The 17,642-nt window shown below is 67.1% G+C and carries 18 protein-coding genes; 10 read left to right on the plus strand and 8 right to left on the minus strand.

The genetic code is table 11. The features are described from left to right. Positions 1-57: 57 nt before the first annotated feature. The 6 genes from leuC to NV382_RS18205 form a co-directional block, all read right to left on the minus strand. Positions 58-1,497 (minus strand): 3-isopropylmalate dehydratase large subunit, encoded by a 1,440-nt coding sequence (gene leuC / locus NV382_RS18180; RefSeq protein ID WP_260598195.1) that lies wholly within the window; start codon positions 1,495-1,497, stop codon positions 58-60. Positions 1,498-1,676: 179 nt separating this feature from the next. Further along, on the minus strand, positions 1,677-2,624 hold the full coding sequence (locus NV382_RS18185) for an NAD-dependent epimerase/dehydratase family protein (protein ID WP_260598196.1): 948 nt from the start codon (positions 2,622-2,624) through the stop codon (positions 1,677-1,679). Beyond that, a complete protein-coding gene (locus NV382_RS18190) occupies positions 2,624-3,310 on the minus strand; it encodes a glutathione S-transferase family protein (RefSeq protein ID WP_260598198.1) in 687 nt (228 codons plus the stop codon). Before NV382_RS18190 ends, NV382_RS18185 begins: the two co-directional genes overlap by 1 nt. Positions 3,311-3,451: 141 nt before the next feature. Continuing rightward, positions 3,452-4,087 carry a CoA transferase subunit B gene (locus NV382_RS18195; RefSeq protein WP_260598199.1) on the minus strand — a complete coding sequence of 212 codons (636 nt, stop codon included), beginning with the start codon at positions 4,085-4,087 and terminating at the stop codon, positions 3,452-3,454. Next, complete coding sequence (locus tag NV382_RS18200; RefSeq protein WP_260598201.1) at positions 4,087-5,172, minus strand: 5'-nucleotidase, lipoprotein e(P4) family; 1,086 nt, start codon at positions 5,170-5,172, stop codon at positions 4,087-4,089. The genes NV382_RS18195 and NV382_RS18200 overlap by 1 nt, the downstream gene beginning before the upstream one ends. Continuing rightward, complete coding sequence (locus NV382_RS18205) at positions 5,169-5,876, minus strand: CoA transferase subunit A (RefSeq protein WP_260598202.1); 708 nt, start codon at positions 5,874-5,876, stop codon at positions 5,169-5,171. The genes NV382_RS18200 and NV382_RS18205 overlap by 4 nt, the downstream gene beginning before the upstream one ends. Before the next feature lie 508 nt (positions 5,877-6,384). On the opposite strand from NV382_RS18205, the gene NV382_RS18210 reads away from it, so the two are divergent. From NV382_RS18210 to NV382_RS18240, 7 genes are all read left to right on the plus strand, one after another. Next, a complete protein-coding gene (locus tag NV382_RS18210) occupies positions 6,385-6,753 on the plus strand; it encodes a BlaI/MecI/CopY family transcriptional regulator (RefSeq protein ID WP_260598203.1) in 369 nt (122 codons plus the stop codon). Beyond that, complete coding sequence (locus NV382_RS18215) at positions 6,750-8,354, plus strand: M56 family metallopeptidase (protein ID WP_260598205.1); 1,605 nt, start codon at positions 6,750-6,752, stop codon at positions 8,352-8,354. The genes NV382_RS18210 and NV382_RS18215 overlap by 4 nt, the downstream gene beginning before the upstream one ends. 142 nt (positions 8,355-8,496) lie before the next feature. After that, a complete protein-coding gene (locus NV382_RS18220; protein ID WP_260598207.1) occupies positions 8,497-9,366 on the plus strand; it encodes an MBL fold metallo-hydrolase in 870 nt (289 codons plus the stop codon). Next, positions 9,366-10,079 carry a DUF4230 domain-containing protein gene (locus tag NV382_RS18225; protein ID WP_260598208.1) on the plus strand — a complete coding sequence of 238 codons (714 nt, stop codon included), beginning with the start codon at positions 9,366-9,368 and terminating at the stop codon, positions 10,077-10,079. The genes NV382_RS18220 and NV382_RS18225 overlap by 1 nt, the downstream gene beginning before the upstream one ends. A 67-nt stretch (positions 10,080-10,146) precedes the next feature. Next, positions 10,147-10,947 carry a hypothetical protein gene (locus tag NV382_RS18230; RefSeq protein WP_260598209.1) on the plus strand — a complete coding sequence of 267 codons (801 nt, stop codon included), beginning with the start codon at positions 10,147-10,149 and terminating at the stop codon, positions 10,945-10,947. A gap of 28 nt (positions 10,948-10,975) precedes the next feature. Next, positions 10,976-11,986 (plus strand): quinolinate synthase NadA, encoded by a 1,011-nt coding sequence (gene nadA, locus NV382_RS18235; protein WP_260598210.1) that lies wholly within the window; start codon positions 10,976-10,978, stop codon positions 11,984-11,986. 112 nt (positions 11,987-12,098) lie between these two features. Further along, positions 12,099-12,938: a peptidoglycan-binding protein gene (locus NV382_RS18240; protein ID WP_260598211.1), complete on the plus strand. Its 840-nt coding sequence runs from the start codon at positions 12,099-12,101 to the stop codon at positions 12,936-12,938. 146 nt (positions 12,939-13,084) lie between these two features. On the opposite strand, the gene NV382_RS18245 is transcribed toward NV382_RS18240, so the two are convergent. Continuing rightward, positions 13,085-14,872 carry a DUF885 domain-containing protein gene (locus NV382_RS18245; RefSeq protein ID WP_260598213.1) on the minus strand — a complete coding sequence of 596 codons (1,788 nt, stop codon included), beginning with the start codon at positions 14,870-14,872 and terminating at the stop codon, positions 13,085-13,087. A 227-nt stretch (positions 14,873-15,099) separates the two neighbouring features. Here NV382_RS18245 and nadC point away from each other — a divergent pair, with 227 nt between their 5' ends. The 3 genes from nadC (at position 15,100) to NV382_RS18260 (ending at position 17,134) form a co-directional block, all read left to right on the plus strand. Continuing rightward, entirely contained in the window at positions 15,100-15,948 is an 849-nt protein-coding gene (nadC, locus tag NV382_RS18250; RefSeq protein WP_260598214.1) for a carboxylating nicotinate-nucleotide diphosphorylase, read from the plus strand. Between the two features lie 65 nt (positions 15,949-16,013). Further along, positions 16,014-16,433 (plus strand): hypothetical protein, encoded by a 420-nt coding sequence (locus tag NV382_RS18255; RefSeq protein ID WP_260598215.1) that lies wholly within the window; start codon positions 16,014-16,016, stop codon positions 16,431-16,433. Further along, entirely contained in the window at positions 16,430-17,134 is a 705-nt protein-coding gene (locus NV382_RS18260; RefSeq protein ID WP_418066711.1) for a ribonuclease T2 family protein, read from the plus strand. Before NV382_RS18255 ends, NV382_RS18260 begins: the two co-directional genes overlap by 4 nt. Before the next feature lie 72 nt (positions 17,135-17,206). Here NV382_RS18260 and NV382_RS18265 read toward each other — a convergent pair whose 3' ends face one another. Next, on the minus strand, positions 17,207-17,641 hold the full coding sequence (locus NV382_RS18265) for a DUF4112 domain-containing protein (RefSeq protein WP_260598217.1): 435 nt from the start codon (positions 17,639-17,641) through the stop codon (positions 17,207-17,209). Position 17,642: the final 1 nt, after the last annotated feature.

Below are 17,642 nucleotides of genomic sequence, written 5' to 3' on the forward strand. Positions count from 1 at the left end.
CGTAAGCGGCGATGCCGCTGATGATGGTGCTGGCGATCAACAGAGCCAAGACGCGTTTCATGCAACATTCCCCATCAAGTCACGGACATCGCTCAACCGACCGGTCACCGCAGCGGCGGCGGCCATGGCAGGCGAGACCAGGTGCGTGCGTGCACCTGGCCCCTGGCGCCCTACGAAGTTCCGGTTGGATGTGGAAGCGCAACGAAGGCCGGGCGGTACTTTATCGGGGTTCATCGCCAGGCACATCGAGCAACCGGGCTCACGCCATTCGAAGCCGGCGGCGGTGAAGATGCGGTCGAGCCCCTCGGCCTCGGCCTGGCGCTTGACCAGGCCCGAGCCGGGAACGACCAAGGCGCGGACCCCGTCTGCCACCGAGCGCCCGTGGGCGACCGCGGCGGCGGCGCGCATGTCCTCGATCCGGCTGTTGGTGCAGCTGCCGATGAACACATAGTCGACGCCGATATCCCGCATCGCGGTGCCCGGCGTCAGGCCCATATAATCGAGCGACTTCTGTGCGGCGATGCGCTTGGCGGGATCGGCGAAACTCTCAGGGTCGGGCACGTGCCCGGTGATCTGCACCACATCCTCGGGGCTGGTGCCCCAGGTGAGCGCCGGGGCGATGTCGCCGGCATCGAGCATGACGACCCTGTCGTAGATCGCGCCGGGATCGCTCGGCAGCGTCTTCCAATAGGCGACCGCCGCGTCCCAATCGGCGCCTTTGGGCGCCATCGGGCGGCCTTTCAGATAGGCGAAGGTCTTCTCGTCCGGCGCGATCAGGCCGGCGCGGGCGCCCGCCTCAATCGACATGTTGGCGATCGTCAGCCGGCCCTCGACCGACAGGCCACGGATCACCGATCCGGTGAATTCGATGACATGGCCGGTGCCGCCCGCCGCACCGATCTTGCCGATGATGCTGAGGATCACGTCCTTGGCGGAGACGCCGAAGCCGAGTTCGCCATCGACGCGTATTTCCATCGTCTTGGCCGGGGTGAGGAGCAGCGTCTGCGTAGCGAGGACATGCTCGACCTCGCTGGTGCCGATGCCGAACGCCAGCGCGCCGAGCGCGCCATGCGCCGAGGTGTGGCTGTCGCCGCAGACCAATGTCGTGCCGGGCAGGGTGAAGCCTTGTTCGGGCCCAACGACATGGACGATGCCCTGCGCGGCGGCGGTGGCGTCGATATAGTCGATGCCGAACTCGCTCGTGTTGCGGCGGAGCGCGTCGAGCTGCGCGGCGCTTTCCTTGTCGGCGATCGGCAATTCGCGACCGGCGGCATCCACCCGCGCGCTGGTCGGCAGATTGTGATCGGGCACGGCAAGCGTGAGATCGGGGCGGCGCACCTGGCGATTGGCGACGCGGAGGCCTTCGAACGCCTGCGGGCTGGTGACTTCGTGGACGAGGTGGCGATCGATATAAATCAGGCAGGTGCCATCGTCGCGACGTTCGACGACGTGCGACGCCCAGATCTTTTCGTACAGGGTGAGGGGTCTAGCGGCCATGATAGTTGCGCGCTTTACGCCTATTGCGGGGGCGTGCAAGGCTGGATGGTCCGCCTCCACCGTCACCCCGGACTTGGTCCGGGGTCCACTGTGCCGCTGCGCTCACGAAGCGTTGCGTTTGCGGGTCGGTGGACCCCGGAACAAGTGGGGGGTGACGGCTGGGAAGCGGGTCCCGTGCCTCATTCCTTGGGCGAGATGTAGGACGGGTCGTGCTCGGCGGGCAGCGGACGGCCGTCGCGCAAGGCGGCCAGCACGTCGCCGAAGCTCGTTTTGCAGCGGAAGCCCAGCACCCGATCGGCCAGGGCTGAGTCGTAGACGCGGTCGATGCTGGCCGGCAGCGTCCAACCCGCCTTCGCATACAAGGCTGCGGCGTCGGGGAAGTGGCGGGCGATCACCGCGGGCGCGTCGCGCTTCAGCGCTGTCGTCTCGTCGCGCGCGAACGGCGTGGTGGCGGAGACGATGAAGGTGCCGAACCCGATGGCCGGTGCGCGCTCCAGCGCCGCGAGATGCGCGGCGGCGGCATCGTGCACAGTCAGGCGGCGGTGGAGCAACTCATTGGCCTTCATGTTCTCGCCGGACGGCTCGGCATGCGTATCGTCATCCTCCGGGAAGAAGCGCGCGGTGCGCAGGATCACGATCGGCAGGCCGTGCTCGGCGTGGATCAGGCCGCACAATTGCTCGGCCGCCAGCTTGGTCACGCCATAGATGTTGCGGGGTTCGAGCGGGGCCATGGTCTCGTCGATCCACATCGCCGCGTCGCCCCGGCCCTCGCGAATGGCAGTGGAGATCATCAGCGAGGTGGTCGACGTGAACACGAAGCGGCTCGCCTTTGCCGCCACCGCGGCTTCGAGCAGGTTGAGCGTGCCGCTGGTGTTGACGTCGACGAACGCCTGATTGGGATAGCGCACGATGTCCGGCTTGTGCAGCGCGCCCGCATGGATCACCGCCTCGATGCCCCGCTCGCCGAACAGGCGGTCGACCAGCGGTCGATCGGCGACGCTGCCGATCACGTCGGTGTCCGCGCCGGCCGCCACGTCCAGCCCGGTCACCATATGCCCGGCCGCACGCAAGCGGGGTGCGAGGAAGCGGCCCAGCCAGCCGCTCGAGCCGGTGAGCAGGACGCGCATCAGTCGGCGCGGTGATCGGCGATGATCGTGCCGGCGGCGGCGAGTTCGGCCTCGTGGCTTTCCTCGCGCCACGCTTCGGTCAGCGCCGCCGCTTCCCAGTCGCGCATCGCCGGGTGGTGGAGCATGCGCTCGACCCACAAGCTGCCGACCGCGCCGACGTGCAGGTCATAGGTCCGCACGCGGTACACGACCGGGGCGAAGAAGGCGTCGACCGCGCTGAAGTCGGGGCCGGCCAGCCACGGCCCGCCGAAGCGTTCGATGCCCTCGGCCCACAATTCGGCCAGCCGCGCGACGTTGCGGTGGAGCGCGGTGGACGGCGGGCCGGTGCGCACGCGGACGCCGACGTTCATGGTGCATTCGTTCCTGAGCGCCGCAAAGCCGCCATGCATCTCGCACACCGCGCATATCGCCCAGGCGCGCGCCGCCTCGTCCTGCGGCCAGACGCCCGGAAAGCGCTCGGCGAGGTACAAGGTGATACCGAGCGAATCCCACACGACGCGGTCACCATCCAGCAGGATCGGCACCTGGCCGGTCGGCGAGAATTCCCGGAACGCGTCGTAATTGTCCGCCGCGGCGAACGGCTCGACCTTGTCCGCGAACGGGATGTCGAGCGCCTTCATCAGCACCCAGGGGCGCAGCGACCAGCTCGAATAGTTGCGGTTGGCGGTGATCAGGGTGAGGGTCATGCACTTGGTTCCTCGTCGTCACCCCGGACTTGTTCCGGGGTCCACTGCGCCGCACCGGCAGCGCTCAATAACCCGGCACGTCCGCAACCGCTTGGTGGACCCCGGAACAAGTCCGGGATGACGGTGGCTGTGGGGTGGGCGTCAGCTCACATAATGCCCGGTGGTCTTCGCCGCGACATCCTCGGGCGTGACGCCCGGCGCGCATTCGATCAGCTTGAACGGGCTGTCGTGATCCGGGCGCTGGAACACGGCGAGCTCGGTGATCACCATGTCGACGACATTCTTGCCGGTCAGCGGCAGCGTGCATTCGGGCACGAACTTCGGATCGCCACCCTTGGACGCATGCTCCATCACGACGATGATCTTCTTGACCCCGGCGACGAGATCCATCGCGCCACCCATGCCCTTGATCATCTTGCCGGGGATCATCCAATTGGCGATGTCTCCCTTCTCGCTGACTTCCATCGCGCCCAGCACCGTCAGGTCGATATGGCCGCCGCGGATCATCGCGAAGCTCTGGTCGGAGCCGAAATAGGCCGATTGCGGCAGCTCGCTGATCGTCTGCTTGCCGGCGTTGATCAGGTCGGCGTCTTCCTCCCCTTCATAGGGGAACGGGCCGATGCCGAGCATGCCGTTCTCCGACTGCAACGTCACCGTCACGCCCTCGGGAATGTGGTTGGCGACGAGCGTCGGGATGCCGATGCCGAGATTGACGTAGAAGCCGTCCTGCAATTCCTGCGCCGCGCGGGCGGCCATCTGGTCACGGGTCCAGGGCATCACTTATTCTCCTGCGGCGTATCGGGGGTCCAGCGTGTGGCCGGCGGGAAGACCTCGTCCACGCCGCCGCGCACGCCGGTGCCGTAGACGGGGTTGGGCAGGATGAACCAGCCATGCCCCCACATCGTCTGCACTTCGCGCGAGGTGATAAGGCGGCGGCGCTCGGCCAGGCTGGTGCCGTCGTTGAACAGGTCGCTGAAATCGCCGAGCTGATCGCCGACCATCGCGACGACGCAATATTTGGCGGCGATCGCCGCGCGGCGGGCATCCTTGCCAGAGCCCGTGCCGGCATCGCCCTGCAGCCACAACGTGTCGCCGTGCACCACTTTGCCAAAGCCGGCCGCGGCCAGCAACGCACTGGTCTGCGCGGCATAGGCGGCAGTGCGGTTGGAGTTGAACACCACGGCAATCCCTGCGCCACGCGCCACGTTCACCGCGCTGATCGCCCCCGGCACGGCCTCGACCTGGGCGGCGGTGGCGGAGCGTTCCCACGCTTCCCAGCGCTGCTGGTCGTAGGCGCCGCCCTGCGTCACCTGATCGCCCTCGAAACCGGTATTGAGGATCGCCGTCTCGTCGACGTCGAGCACCATGGCGAGCGGCTTCTTGCCGCACGGCATGAACTTGCCCTGGGCGAGCGTCGTGCCCGGTGCCAGCACGACCGACTGCACCGGATGGCCGACCGACCCGTCCGACGACGCGGCAAGCAGATAGTTCATCAGCTGCAGATACGCCTGCATGCTGACCGCGGCGGCCTCCCCCGAGGCGTAGAGATATTGCATCCCGCCGGGCACGGCCGATGCCGTGGGCTGTGCCGGCGTGGCCGACGGCACCACGTACGGCGCGCTGGCCGTGCCCTGCGCGCGCTTGCGCTCATCCTTGTCGCGCCGCCGCTGATCCTTCAGCTGCCGGCGTTCCGCCTTGCGGGCGCTCTTGTCGCTTGGGGCCTGCGCGGCGGCCTGGTTCCGGCCGAGCGCTTGCTTGCCCCCGATCGCGCCGGCCGCGGCGACCGGAACGATGGCGGCGATGCACCCGGGCAGCATCAGGCTGGCGCTGGCCAGCGCAATCGCGGCGATCCGCACGTTCATGCCGCCACTCGCTCGCGCGTGGTGCGGAATTCGATCTTCTTGTCGTAGGGGCTGCCGAGGATCAGCCGGTTCACATAGACGCCGGGCAAATGGATGCAGTCCGGATCGAGGCTGCCGACGGGGACGATCTCCTCGACCTCGGCGACGCAGATCTTGCCCGCCGTGGCCATCGGCGCGTTGAAATTGCGCGCGGTCTTGCGGAAGATCAGATTGCCGCTCTCGTCCGCCTTCCAGCCCTTGATGATCGCGAGATCGGCGCGGATGCCGCGTTCGAGGATATAGTCCTCGCCGTCGAAATTCTTCACTTCCTTGCCCTCCTCCACCAGCGTGCCGACGCCGGTCTTGGTGTAGAAGCCCGGAATACCCGCGCCGCCCGCGCGGCAGCGCTCGGCCAGCGTGCCCTGCGGGCAGAATTCCACCTCCAGCTCGCCGCTCAGATATTGCCGTTCGAATTCCTTGTTCTCGCCGACATAGGAGCTGATCATCTTCTTGACCTGGCGCGTGCGCAGCAGCTTGCCGAGACCCTCGCCGTCGATCCCGGCATTGTTCGAGGCGATCGTCAGGCCGGTGGTGCCGGCGGCCTGAATGGCGTCGATCAGCCGTTCGGGAATGCCCGACAGGCCGAACCCGCCGGCGCAGATCGTCATCCCGTCGAACAGCACGCCTTCCAGCGCGGCGGCGGCATCGGGAAAGATCTTCTTCATCGGCGCATCCTCGGGCGGTGGTGGCAAAGCGGATAGGCGGGGGGCGGGGTTTTGGTCAACGCCTGTCGCGGTGCGCGCTGTTGCTTGGGGCGTCGTTTGGAGCAGCCGTCACCTGTACGTCACAGCACCACCGCCGTCACCCCGGACTGTTCAGCGGCTAGCCCGTTCGAGCATGATTCGTCATCCCCGCGCAGGCGGGGATCCATAGACTCGGAGTCGGCACTTCAGGCGCGAAGACAGCCGGTATGGATCCCCGCCTGCGCGGGGATGACGAGGTGGACCATGTCCGGCGGTACGATGACCGACTTGTGGCGGGGTCTACCGCGCCACATCCTCAAAGCCATCGATTTTTCGGAGTGGTGGACTCCGGAACAAGTCCGGGGTGACGATCAGGGAGGGCTCCACCCATTCTGCAGCGTTTGCCCGCGTTAATGGGTCGGAAGAACGCTATTGACTACAAGCGTAGTTCTAGACGATTACACCCGTAGTCAGTACGGAGCGAGTCGATATGGCCGAGCGGATCAGCGACGCGGAACATGCCGTGATGGAGGTGCTGTGGGACGAAAGTCCCCTCACCGCCCAGGATGTCGCCGAACGCATCCCGGCGGGGCGCGATTGGTCGGCCAATACGGTGAAGACGTTGCTTGGGCGGCTGCTCGCCAAGAACGTCATCGCCCACCAGGAGGAGGGCAGGCGCTATCTGTACCGTCCGCTGGTCGAACGCGGCGATTACGTGACGGGCGAATCGCGCAAGCTGATGGACCGGCTGTTCGGCGGCAAGCTGACGCCGCTCGTCGCCCATCTGGCGGAACGCGACGAACTGACCGCCAGCGACATCGCCGAGATCGAGGCGTTGCTGAAGGGGTTAAAGGCATGATCGGCTGGCTGATCGAGGCGCTGGTCGCCTCTGCCGTGCTGATGGTGCTGGTCCTGCTGCTGCGCGCGCCGGTACGACGCGCCTTCGGGCCGGACGTCGCCTATGCATTGTGGGCGCTGCCGCTGCTGCGCCTGTTGCTGCCGCCGCTGCCCGCTTCGTGGCGCGAGGTCGCCACGGCGCCGATCGCCGCTGCCGGCCAGACGATCACGATCTATGTCGCCGAACCCCTGGGTCTCGCGTCCGCGACCACCGAAAGCGACAGTATCGCGCTGCTCGTGCCGATCCTGGTCGCCTTGTGGGTCGCCGGCGCGCTGGCCTTTCTCGCCTGGCACACCACGCAGCATCTGCGCTTCTGCCGGCGCATGCTGACCCATCAGATCCGCGGTAGCGAGATCGACGGCGGCATCCACCTGATCGAGACCGGGGCGGCCAACGGCCCGCTCGCCTTTGGCATCCTGCGCAAATATGTCGCCTTCCCGCGCGACTTCATCGAACGCTACGACCAGGAGGAGCGCGACCTGGCGCTGGCGCACGAGCTTGGCCACCATGCCCGCGGCGACCTGTTCGCCAACTGGCTGGCCCTCGGCGTGCTGGCGCTGCACTGGTTCAATCCGATCGCCTGGCGCGCGTTCCGCGCGTTCCGCGCCGACCAGGAGATCGCCAACGACGCCCGCGTGCTCGCCGGCCTCTCGGCCATCGCCCGCCACAGCTATGCCTGCGCGATCGTCAAATCGGCGCATGGCGGCGCCGTGTCCGCTGCCTGTCATCTGCACACGATCGACGACCTGAAAGGGAGATTGAAGATGTTGACCACCAACAAGACCAGCCGTGGCCGCATGATCGGCGGTGCGGCGGCAGTCGCTACACTGACGCTGACCGCGCTCGGCCTCACTGCGTCGGGCACGCAGGCCGCGGCATCGGTGCGTGATGGCGTCGAGCGGGCGACCGGCGTGAATTGGGCCAAGGACGTCGATTGGGCGGCACTCGACACTGCCCCGCCAACGCCGGCGGTAGGTGCGGCGGCACCCACGGCCGCGGAACTGCCGGTGCCGCCCCAGGCAGCCGAGCTGCCGGAACCGCCCATGCCGCCAGCGCTGCCGCAGCAGGTCGGCAAGGATCGTCAGGTGATGACGACCACGACGACCCACAGCGACGGCAAGCGGATCGACCGCCGCGAGGTGACGACCATCCGGACGACCGGCGGCGACGGCAAGACCGTCAGCAACGTCAAGATCGTGACGCGCGACAAGGACGGGAAGGAGCATGTGCAGAACTGGACCATGCCCGAAATCTCGTCGCGCGATTGCGCAGGGCAGGCTGGGGACAAGGAGGTGGTCATCAACGAGGTCACCGACGGCAAGCGCCGCATCGTCATCTGCAACAACCGCATCCAGGCCGCCGCCGCACGCGGCGCGGCACTCGCCGGGAACAGTGCCGAGATACGCCGCACGGCATTGGAAGGCGCGCTGTCCGGCCTGCGCGCGGCGCGCTCCACGATCCAGAACAATGCCGGAATGACGAACGATCAGCGTCGCGAGGCGCTGAAGGGCATCGAGCAGGGGCTTGCCGAGGTGCGCAGCCAGATGGACCGGGGTGATTGATCGATACGCCGCCGCCGGGGCAGGCCGGTAGCGGTTGGTCGGTCGTCAGCATCGGTAACGCCGGAAATGCGCCAGTGGCGGGCTGGGTGCCGTATCCGCACAAGGCTTGCGCCAGACTGGCGAAAACGCCATCTCGAATGGCATGAGCGATCAACAGCCCGGCGTGCCGCAGACGCTCGAACCCCTGGTCGCCCGGCTGCTGGCCCCAAATGCGTCGCCCTACACCTATACCGGCACGCAGACCTATCTCGTCGGGACTGCCGATCTGGCGGTGATCGATCCCGGCCCCGAGGACGCGAGCCACACCCAGGCGATCCTCGACGCGCTCGCCGGGCGCCCGCTGACCGCGATCGTCATCACGCACACGCACCGCGACCATAGCCCCGGCGCGCGCGCGCTGCAGGCGGCCACCGGTGCGCCAATCGTCGGGTGCGCCCCGCTTGCGATGGACGATGACGGCATCCGCGCCGACGCGGCGTTCGATCGTGATTATGCGCCCGACCGCGTGCTCGCCGATGGCGACAGCGTCGCCGGGCAGGGCTGGACGCTCACCGCGATTGCCACGCCGGGTCATACTTCCAATCACCTGTGCTTCGCGCTGCCGGAAACGGGTGCCTCGTTCAGCGGCGATCATGTGATGGGCTGGTCGACCAGCATCGTCTCGCCGCCCGACGGCAATATGGGCGATTACCTGCGCAGCCTGGAAAAGCTGCAGACGCGCGACGACCGCATCTATTATCCCGGGCATGGCGATCCGGTCGACAATCCCAAGCGCCTGGTGCGCGGCATGATCGGCCACCGCAAGCAGCGCGAGGGCCAGATCTTGTGCCTGTTGGCGCAAGAACCGCGCACGATCCCGCAGATGGTGGCGGCGATGTATGTCGGCATCGACCGGCGGCTCTTCCCGGCCGCCGAGCGATCCGTGCTGGCGCACCTGATCGACCTCGCCGATCGCGGGCTGACGGTGCATGGCGGCGATCTCTGGTCGCTGCCGGTGGGGGCGAGCGTCTGATGGCCGAGCCGCAGCCCAATCGCCCGATCGCGACGTTGGTGGCGGCGATCATCGCGATCGTCTTCGCGGTGGTGATCGCCAAGGTCGGCTATGACAAATACAGCGAGAAATATGTCGTCGAGCGCCGCGACGATGGCGTGGCGATCGACCGCATCGTCCGCGCGACCTTCACCGGCGCCAGCGCGCTGAAGGTCGGGTCGCTCTCCGGCACCGTGCAGAGCACGGCCAGCGACGTGCGGGGCTTTGGCATGCTGGCATCGGACAAGGTGGTGAAGGCGCCGTTCAGCGTCGACTATTTCGTCGATCTGGCGCGCATGGACGCCAGCAAGTACCGCTGGAACCAAGCCGATCGCGTGCTGACGATCATGGCGCCGGACGTCACCGTCGGCGCACCCAACGTCGATGAGAGCGTGACGAGCATCAGCGAAACGCGCGGCCTGTTCGTCACCCGCGCCGCCGCCGAAGCATTGGCGCGCCAGGTGTCGGTCGGTGCGCGGCGCACCGCCACGAGCGAGGCGCGCAAGCCCGAGCGCATCGCGGCGGCGCGCGAGAATGCCCAGCGTGCGCTTGCCAAATTGCTTGGCGCTCCGTTGGAAGCGGCGGGCATCGGCAACGTGCGCGTGGCGATCGTCTTTCCCTTCGAACGTGCGGGACCGGACGACCGCTGGGACATCAGCACCGCCCCTGAAGACGTGATCGCCAACCGCTTCTGACGTGGATTTGCCGCCGCTTCCGTGATACTGTCCGGCCTCGGGTATGAGTGTCATCGGGGGATGAACATTGGCCACGATCGTCGCACCGGCGCGGGGTGCCGTGCAGCGGGACCGCTTCTTTCTCACCACCAGCTTTGCGATGGCATTCGTCGTCCTCGCCGGCTTCTCGCTTCAATTCGTCATGGGACGCTCGACCTTCGCCGCGCCCGTAGTGGTCCATGTCCATGCCGTGGTCTTCATGGGCTGGGTGGCGATCTACGTGCTGCAGAACGTGTTCGCGGCGAGCGGATCGCTGCGTCTGCATCAGCGGCTGGGCTGGATCGCTGCGGGCTGGACCATCGCGATGGTGGTGATGGGCATCTTCGTCACCGTGCGGCTGGTGCGGCTGGGGCATGCGCCGTTCTTCTTCACGCCGCTGCAGTTCGTCGTGCTCAACCCGGTCAACATTTTCGCCTTTGCCGGGCTGACCGCGGCGGCGATCGTCAAGCGCCGCCAGACGGAATGGCACCGGCGGCTGCACTTTTGCGGCATGGCGTTGTTGCTTGGGCCGGCCTTTGGTCGGCTGCTGCCGATGCCCCTCCTGATACCCTATGCCTTCGAGGTGACGTTCCTTGCGGTGATGATCTTTCCGCTGCTCGGCGTGGTGCACGATTGGCGCCGACGCGGCGCGGTGCATCCGGCGTTCGTCTGGGGCATCGGCGTGGTAGTCGGCTCGACCGCGCTGACCGACGCAATCACATATTCGCCGGTCGGCGCGGCGCTTTATCGCGTCGTCACGGCCGGCTCGCCCGGCGCCGACGTCGCGCCGCTGGCCTATCCGCCATTTCCCGACGCTCCCTTGATCGCGGGGCGGCCCGCGTCCATGTGACCGGCAACGGTCGCACAAGGATGGCACGATGGACGCACGGAACGGTATCGGCGGCACGCTGACGGGGCTCGACCTGCGTGCCGAGATCGATCGGCTGCGCACGGAAAAGAACGCGGTCATTCTCGCGCATTATTACCAGAAGCCTGAAATCCAGGATTTGGCCGATTTCGTCGGCGACAGCCTCGATCTGTCGAAGAAGGCCGCGGCGACCGATGCCGACGTGATCGCCTTCTGCGGCGTACGCTTCATGGCCGAGACGGCGAAGATCCTGAGCCCCGACAAGATCGTCGTGCTGCCCGACATGAATGCCGGGTGCAGCCTGGAAGACAGCTGCCCGCCCGACCAGTTCAAGGCGTTCCGCGAGGCGCATCCCGACCACATCGCGCTGACCTATATCAACTGCTCGACCGAGGTGAAGGCGCTCTCCGACGTGATCGTCACCAGCTCGTCAGCGGAGAAGATCCTGAGTCAAATCCCGCTCGACCAGCCGATCATCTTCGGGCCGGACAAGAATCTCGGCGGCTACCTCGCGCGGAAGACCGGGCGCGACATGCTGTTGTGGCCGGGCGTGTGCATCGTGCACGAGGCGTTCAGCGAGACCGAATTGCTCAAGCTGCAGCTGCAGCATCCCGGCGCGCCGGTCGCGGCGCATCCCGAATGCCCGCCCTACATTCTCGACCATGCCGATTATGTCGGCTCGACCAGCGGCATCCTGGCCTATGCCGATACGATGCCGGGCGACACGCTGATCGTCGCGACCGAGCCGCACATCATCCACCAGATGGAGAAAGCCGCGCCGCTCAAGAACTTCATCGGCGCGCCCGGCGCTGATGGGAACTGCAACTGCAACATCTGCCCGTACATGGCGCTCAACACGCTGGAGAAACTGTACGTCGCGCTACGCGACCTGCAGCCGCGCATCGAGATCGAGGAAGGGCTGCGACTGCAGGCCAAGAAGAGCCTGGATGCGATGCTGGCGATGGCGAGCGGCACCGTCGGCATGGGCGACCTGGGGCCTCTTCGGGTGACGGGCGACTGAACCCGGCCACGGGCAGCGCGGCTTCCAACAATCGATCGGGCCGGGCCGCCACCGTCCTTGCCGGACACGCCTGACGTGCCGACCTTCTCCCTGGGCAGCAAGGGGAAGGTTCATGGTCAGCGCGCACGACATCGTCACTCGTTTCGCACCGAAGGCAGCCGCTTCATATGTGCGCGCCTTCGCCGATCGCGAGGGCCTGCTCGCCGGGGCGGGCGTCACGACGCCGCTCCGGCTGACGCATTTCATGACGCAGGCGCTGCACGAGACGGCGGCGTTGACGCTGAAGGTGGAAAGCGGCGCGTACAGCGCGCGTGCGCTGGGGCGGATGTGGGATAGCGGCAATTGTCACCGCTATTTCGCCAGCCGCGCGGACTGCGTGGCGATGGCCGCGCAATGCCGGATCGATGGCGGAGTCGCGTTGTTCAGCCTCGTCTACGGCAATCGCATGGGTAACGGCGCGCCCGAGACGCTGGACGGCTGGACATACCGCGGCCGCGGCATCCTGCAGACCACCGGGCGCGCCGCCTATCGCCGGTTCGGAGAGCGTTGCGGCGTGGCGTTCGAGGACGATCCCGATCTCGTCACCAGCGCGGAACATGCGCTGAAACCCGCACTGGCGGAATGGAGCGACAAGGCGTGTAACGCCGCCGCCGACCGCAACGATCTCGCGCTTGTCACGCGGCTGATCAATGGCGGGTCGGTCGGGCTGGAGGAGCGGCGGCAGTGGTTCGCCAGGCTGTGGCCATTCGTCGTCGGCAAGCCGCCGGTCGCGGGATCGCAGGCGTGGAAAGTGCAGGCCGCGCTCGTGCGGCGGGGGTACGACTGCGGCAATCCCGATGGCGTCGTCGGCAGCCGCACGCGGGCGGCGATCCTTGCGTTTCGCAAGGCGCAGGGGCTGCCAGTCACCGCGGCGATCACGCCCGATCTGCTGCTGGCGCTCGGGGTTCGGTAGAACAAGCTGTTCCCCGGCGGAGGCCGGGGTCCAGTCGTGGAACGGCAGTGGCGTGCGCACCGCGCCTCACCACCACCTTCCCACCTGGGCCCCGGCCTTCGCCGGGGAGCAAGTTATTCCGGGCTGCGTAACGCCGCCCCGAACGCTCAGCTGATCGGCAGGCCGAACATCAGCTGCCGCGCATAGCGCGCAGGCGGCGAGCCATGCGCCAGCACAGCGTCGTTATACGTCTTCAGGTCGAACGCCGCTCCCTGCCGCTTCCTCGCTTCCGCGCGCATCGCGACATGCTCGCTATAGCCGGTGAAATAGCTCAGCAACTGCGTCGACCCCAGGCTCGCGCGGACCCATTTGCCGGCCGCCTCGCGCTCCTGCTGGAACGCGCCCTGCATCATCATCGTCATCGCCTGCTCCCGCGTCAGCCCTTCGGTCTGGATGCCGATGTCGAGCAGCGAGTTGGTGATCGAGCGCAGTCGCATCTTGAGCACGGTCAGCTTGAACAGCGGATCGCCGTTCATGTAACCTTCGTCCATCATCATGCCTTCGGCATAGACAGCCCAGCCTTCGACGAACGGCCCCGACGACAGCACCGCCCGCAGCACCGACTTGTACTGGTTGCCATGCGCGATCTGCAGATAATGGCCCGGCATCGCCTCGTGGATGCTGAGATCCTGAATCATGTAATCGTTATATTCGCTGAGGAACGAGGTCGCCTGGGCGTCGGTCCATTCGTCCGGAATCGGCGAGATCGCGTAGAAGGTGTCGAGGCTGGTCTCGAGCGGGCCCGGGCTGTCGCAATAGGCCACTGCCACGCCCTGCTGGAACTTGGGCATGGTGATGATCTTCACGGGCGCATCGGGCATCGTCACCAAGTTCCGGGCGCGCACGAAATCGGTTGCCTGCGCCAGCGTCTGCTTGGCTTTGGCCATCAGCCCGTCGCGTGCCGGGCGCTGCGCGTAGCTGAGCTGCAACGCGGCCTCGATCGCGGCTTGCTGCTGCGCCGCGCTGGGCCGTTCGGGGAGGGCAGGCGCGTTCGGCTTGCCTGCCAATACCTGGCGGGCGAGGCCGTACATCTGCGCGCGGGTCTCGGCGAGTGCATTGGTGGCGCGGGCCTTGATCTCGGGCCGCGTCAGGTTGGAGACCAGCGCGTATTTCATCTTCTGGTCGTACAGCTTGGCGCCCAGTCGGAACTCGCCCTTGGCCTGTGGTACCAGCACGGTATCCAGCCACTGCTGATGTTCCGCGACCGCGGTCTTCAGCGTGATAAGCGCGGCGTCGAAGCGCTTGCGCTCGGCGGCGTTCAGTTCGTCGCGGTGGGGGCTGAGCATCCCCTCGGCGATCTCGACCATGCCGCCATTCTGCTTGGCGACGGTGGTGGCGAAGATCTGCGGCACCAGCGCCGGAACGATCTCCGCGCGCGCCTGGGCCAGGAAAGCGGGCATGCGCTCCATGCGCGCGGTCGCTGCCTTCAGCCGCTGCGGCCAGGGGGCGAAATCGCGTGCCGCCAGACTGTACAACGCACCCCCTGCGGTGTCGTTGTAGATCTGGATATCCCAGCGCCAGTTCTTCAGCACCTCGATCTGCCATAGATCGTAGCGCAACGCATTGTCGAGCAACGCCGCATCGACCTGCGCTTCGCGCCCGAGCTTGCGCCGATCGATCTTGGCGAGATCGGCGAGCAGCGCGCGGTCATGCGCCACCACCTGCGCGCGGCCGGCGGCGGAAACGTCGCCGATCTGGTCGTCGAAGCGGTGGTCGCCGAGCGATGTGCCATAGGTCGGCGCGAACTTGGCGATGCCGTCGATATAGCGCTGGGACAGCGCGGCAAAGCGCTGTTCGACTGCGCTGCTGGAGGCCGTCGTGACGGTCTGCGCCCTGGCGGCAACGGGGAGAATGGGCAGTGCAGCGGTGGCAAGCAGCAGGGCAGGGAGGCGCATCGGTGTCTCGCAATTGTTTCTCGGGCAGAGTCTTAGACAGGGTTTGCGCCAGATTAAACCAGTGATCCCCGGCGAAGCCGGGGCCCTGTCGCGGGCCAGGAGGTAACCGGCGCAGCGACTCAGTACCGCGACCTTCGCTACTGGCCCCCGGCCTCCGCCGGGGAGCAGTTCTCGGGCGCGCAAAACCCACTGTCCTACCGCCCGCCACCTGTGCCACAGCGCGCACCATGACATTCTCCCTCCCCGGCTTCGATCTCGACTCGTTCGTACAGGCGACGCTCGCCGAGGATCTCGGCGATGTCGGCGACATCACCTCGGCCGCCGTGATCCCGGCCGAGGCGCGCTTCACCGGCGTGATGGACAGCCGCGATGCGATCGTCGTGGCAGGGCTCGGCATTGCCGAGGCATTCTTCCGCGCACTCGATCCCGACGTGCGGATCGAGTTGCTGGTCGAGGACGGGCAGAAGGTCGCGGCCGGCACCGATCTGATGCGGCTGGAAGGCCGCGCGCGCGCGATGCTCACCGCGGAACGCTCGGCGCTCAATACCGTGCAGCATCTGTCCGGCATCGCCACGATGACGCGGGGCTATGTCGACAAGATCCTGGGCACCGGCGCCACCTTGCTCGACACGCGCAAGACCATCCCCGGCCTGCGCCTGCTGGAGAAATACGCCACGCGGATGGGCGGCGCGACCAATCACCGCATGGGGCTGTGGGATGCCGCGATGATCAAGGACAATCACGTCGCCGTGGCCGGCAACGTCGCGGCGGCGGTCGGCCGCGCCAAGGCGGCCGGCATTCAGCGCATCATCGTCGAGGTCGATTCGATCGACCAGATCGAACCGGCGCTGGCGGCGGGTGCGACGCACCTGCTGCTCGACAATATGGACCCGCCCAGCCTGCGCGGCGCGGTCACCCTCGTCGGCGGCCGCGTGCCGACCGAGGCCTCGGGCGGCGTGCGCCTCGACACGATCCGCGCGATTGCCGACACCGGGGTTACCTATGTCAGCGTCGGGCGACTGACGCAGTCCGCGCCGGCCGCCGATATCGGGCTGGATTTCGTCGCCACCCGCTGACGGCCGCCTCTTGCACCCTGCCGCCGACGCGGTAAGTTCCTGTCGTCACTAACGGGGGAAAGTTCATGGACAACCGGCCGATTTCGATCGTCAATTTCGAACGCTGCTATCTCGGCGCGTTCGCCATCGGTTTGGTCAACACGGCCATGTCGTGGCAGGCGACCACCGCCAAGCTTGCGCCGCAGGCGGCAATGTTCGGCACTTGGTATCTGCCCGCCGTCACCCTGATCGGGTTCGCGATCACGCTGGCTCTGTGGTATTTCATCGCCCGGCGCGGCAGTGCGGTCGCCAAGTGGATCGCCACCGTGTTCCTCGTGCTCGGCCTGCTCGGTTTGCTGATCACGCTGCCGATGGGCACCTATCCCAAGGGCATTGGCGGCATCCTCGGCATCGTATCGACGGTGCTGCAGGTGATCGCGATCTGGCTGCTGTTCCGTCCGGATACCAAGGTCTGGTTCGGCGAAACCAAGGCAGACGCTGCTTGAAGATCGCTTTTGCCGCCATGATCGTGGCGGCGGCACCGGGCGTGGCCCAGGCGCAGGCTTATAGCTGCGCCGTGCCACGCACGATCGCGACACCGCGCGCCGATCTGCCATCGGCCAGCCAGCCCAGGCGCATCCTGCCGATCGGCAGCTATACGCTCGCCATCACCTGGGCGCCGCAATATTGCCGCGACCATGTTGGCGATGCATCGTCCCGCTTCCAATGCGACACGGGGCGCTTCGGCTTCACGCTGCACGGGCTGTGGCCGGATGGCACCGGGGCCGAGTGGCCGCAATATTGCACCGCGACGGGCATCGTCCCGCGTCAGGTGATCCGCGCCACGATCTGCGCCACGCCGTCGCCGCAGTTGATCCAGCATGAATGGGCAAAGCACGGCACCTGCATGAAGACGACTCCGGCCACCTATTTCCGCTCTTCGACGCGCTTGTTCTCCAAGCTGCGCTATCCCGACATGGATGCGCTGTCACGCGGGCCGCTGACGGCAGGGGTATTCGCGCGCGCGCTGTCGCGGAGCAATCCGGGCCTGCCGGCCAGCGCGATCCGCGTCACGGCGACGCATCAGGGCTGGCTCGACGAGGTGTGGCTGTGCCTCGACAAGGCGTACCGTTATGAGCGTTGCCGGCCGAATTCGGGCGGCCTGTCGGCGGAAACGCCGCTGCAGATCTGGCGCGGTCGGCGATAAGGGGGCTACGCCTGCCTTGCACATGACGCGTCACCCCGGACCTGTTCCGGGGTGACGGCACCGGGGCGGGCGTCAGCCCTGATCGATCACCGCAGTCGCGGGATAATGCCGATCGAGATGCTTCTTGATGATCCGCAGGTTGCGCGTGTTCGATCGGAAAAAGAAGTCCGGCACGGCGCCGACGAACGGCACCAGCCCGAGCAGGAAGTCCACCCCGACATTGCCGAACATGCGGGTGATCTGTGTCTTGGATATGCCCAGATTGCGCGCTTCCCAGACCATCCAGGCGCCCATTGCGGCGGCCACCACATCGCCGCCCACCGGGATCACGTCCAGGATGACGTCCAGCCCGACCTTGCGGTTGGTGCCGGGAATGGTGAACAACCCCTCCAGCAGGCGTTCCATCGCGACGATCCGCTGGCGCACTGCTGCGGCATCGCGGCCGATCGGGATCATCGCGGCGATCTTGCCGGCGGGATCGGGGTGAAGTCGGGTCGCTTTGGCCATG

Source organism: Sphingomonas endolithica, from assembly GCF_025231525.1.
In the GTDB taxonomy this organism is placed as follows: domain Bacteria; phylum Pseudomonadota; class Alphaproteobacteria; order Sphingomonadales; family Sphingomonadaceae; genus Sphingomonas; species Sphingomonas endolithica.

Bases quoted from the DNA above. Each gene is read 5' to 3' on its own strand.
- NV382_RS18210 (WP_260598203.1), top strand. From the start codon at position 6,385: ATGGCCGAGCGGATCAGCGACGCGGAACATGCCGTGATGGAGGTGCTG.
- NV382_RS18265 (WP_260598217.1), bottom strand. From the start codon at position 17,641: ATGGCCAAAGCGACCCGACTTCACCCCGATCCCGCCGGCAAGATCGCC.
- NV382_RS18185 (WP_260598196.1), bottom strand. From the start codon at position 2,624: ATGCGCGTCCTGCTCACCGGCTCGAGCGGCTGGCTGGGCCGCTTCCTC.
- NV382_RS18255 (WP_260598215.1), top strand. From the start codon at position 16,014: ATGGACAACCGGCCGATTTCGATCGTCAATTTCGAACGCTGCTATCTC.
- NV382_RS18220 (WP_260598207.1), top strand. From the start codon at position 8,497: ATGAGCGATCAACAGCCCGGCGTGCCGCAGACGCTCGAACCCCTGGTC.
- nadC (WP_260598214.1), top strand. From the start codon at position 15,100: ATGACATTCTCCCTCCCCGGCTTCGATCTCGACTCGTTCGTACAGGCG.
- NV382_RS18225 (WP_260598208.1), top strand. From the start codon at position 9,366: ATGGCCGAGCCGCAGCCCAATCGCCCGATCGCGACGTTGGTGGCGGCG.
- leuC (WP_260598195.1), bottom strand. From the start codon at position 1,497: ATGGCCGCTAGACCCCTCACCCTGTACGAAAAGATCTGGGCGTCGCAC.
- NV382_RS18205 (WP_260598202.1), bottom strand. From the start codon at position 5,876: ATGAAGAAGATCTTTCCCGATGCCGCCGCCGCGCTGGAAGGCGTGCTG.
- nadA (WP_260598210.1), top strand. From the start codon at position 10,976: ATGGACGCACGGAACGGTATCGGCGGCACGCTGACGGGGCTCGACCTG.
- NV382_RS18245 (WP_260598213.1), bottom strand. From the start codon at position 14,872: ATGCGCCTCCCTGCCCTGCTGCTTGCCACCGCTGCACTGCCCATTCTC.
- NV382_RS18240 (WP_260598211.1), top strand. From the start codon at position 12,099: ATGGTCAGCGCGCACGACATCGTCACTCGTTTCGCACCGAAGGCAGCC.
- NV382_RS18190 (WP_260598198.1), bottom strand. From the start codon at position 3,310: ATGACCCTCACCCTGATCACCGCCAACCGCAACTATTCGAGCTGGTCG.
- NV382_RS18195 (WP_260598199.1), bottom strand. From the start codon at position 4,087: ATGCCCTGGACCCGTGACCAGATGGCCGCCCGCGCGGCGCAGGAATTG.
- NV382_RS18215 (WP_260598205.1), top strand. From the start codon at position 6,750: ATGATCGGCTGGCTGATCGAGGCGCTGGTCGCCTCTGCCGTGCTGATG.
- NV382_RS18200 (WP_260598201.1), bottom strand. From the start codon at position 5,172: ATGAACGTGCGGATCGCCGCGATTGCGCTGGCCAGCGCCAGCCTGATG.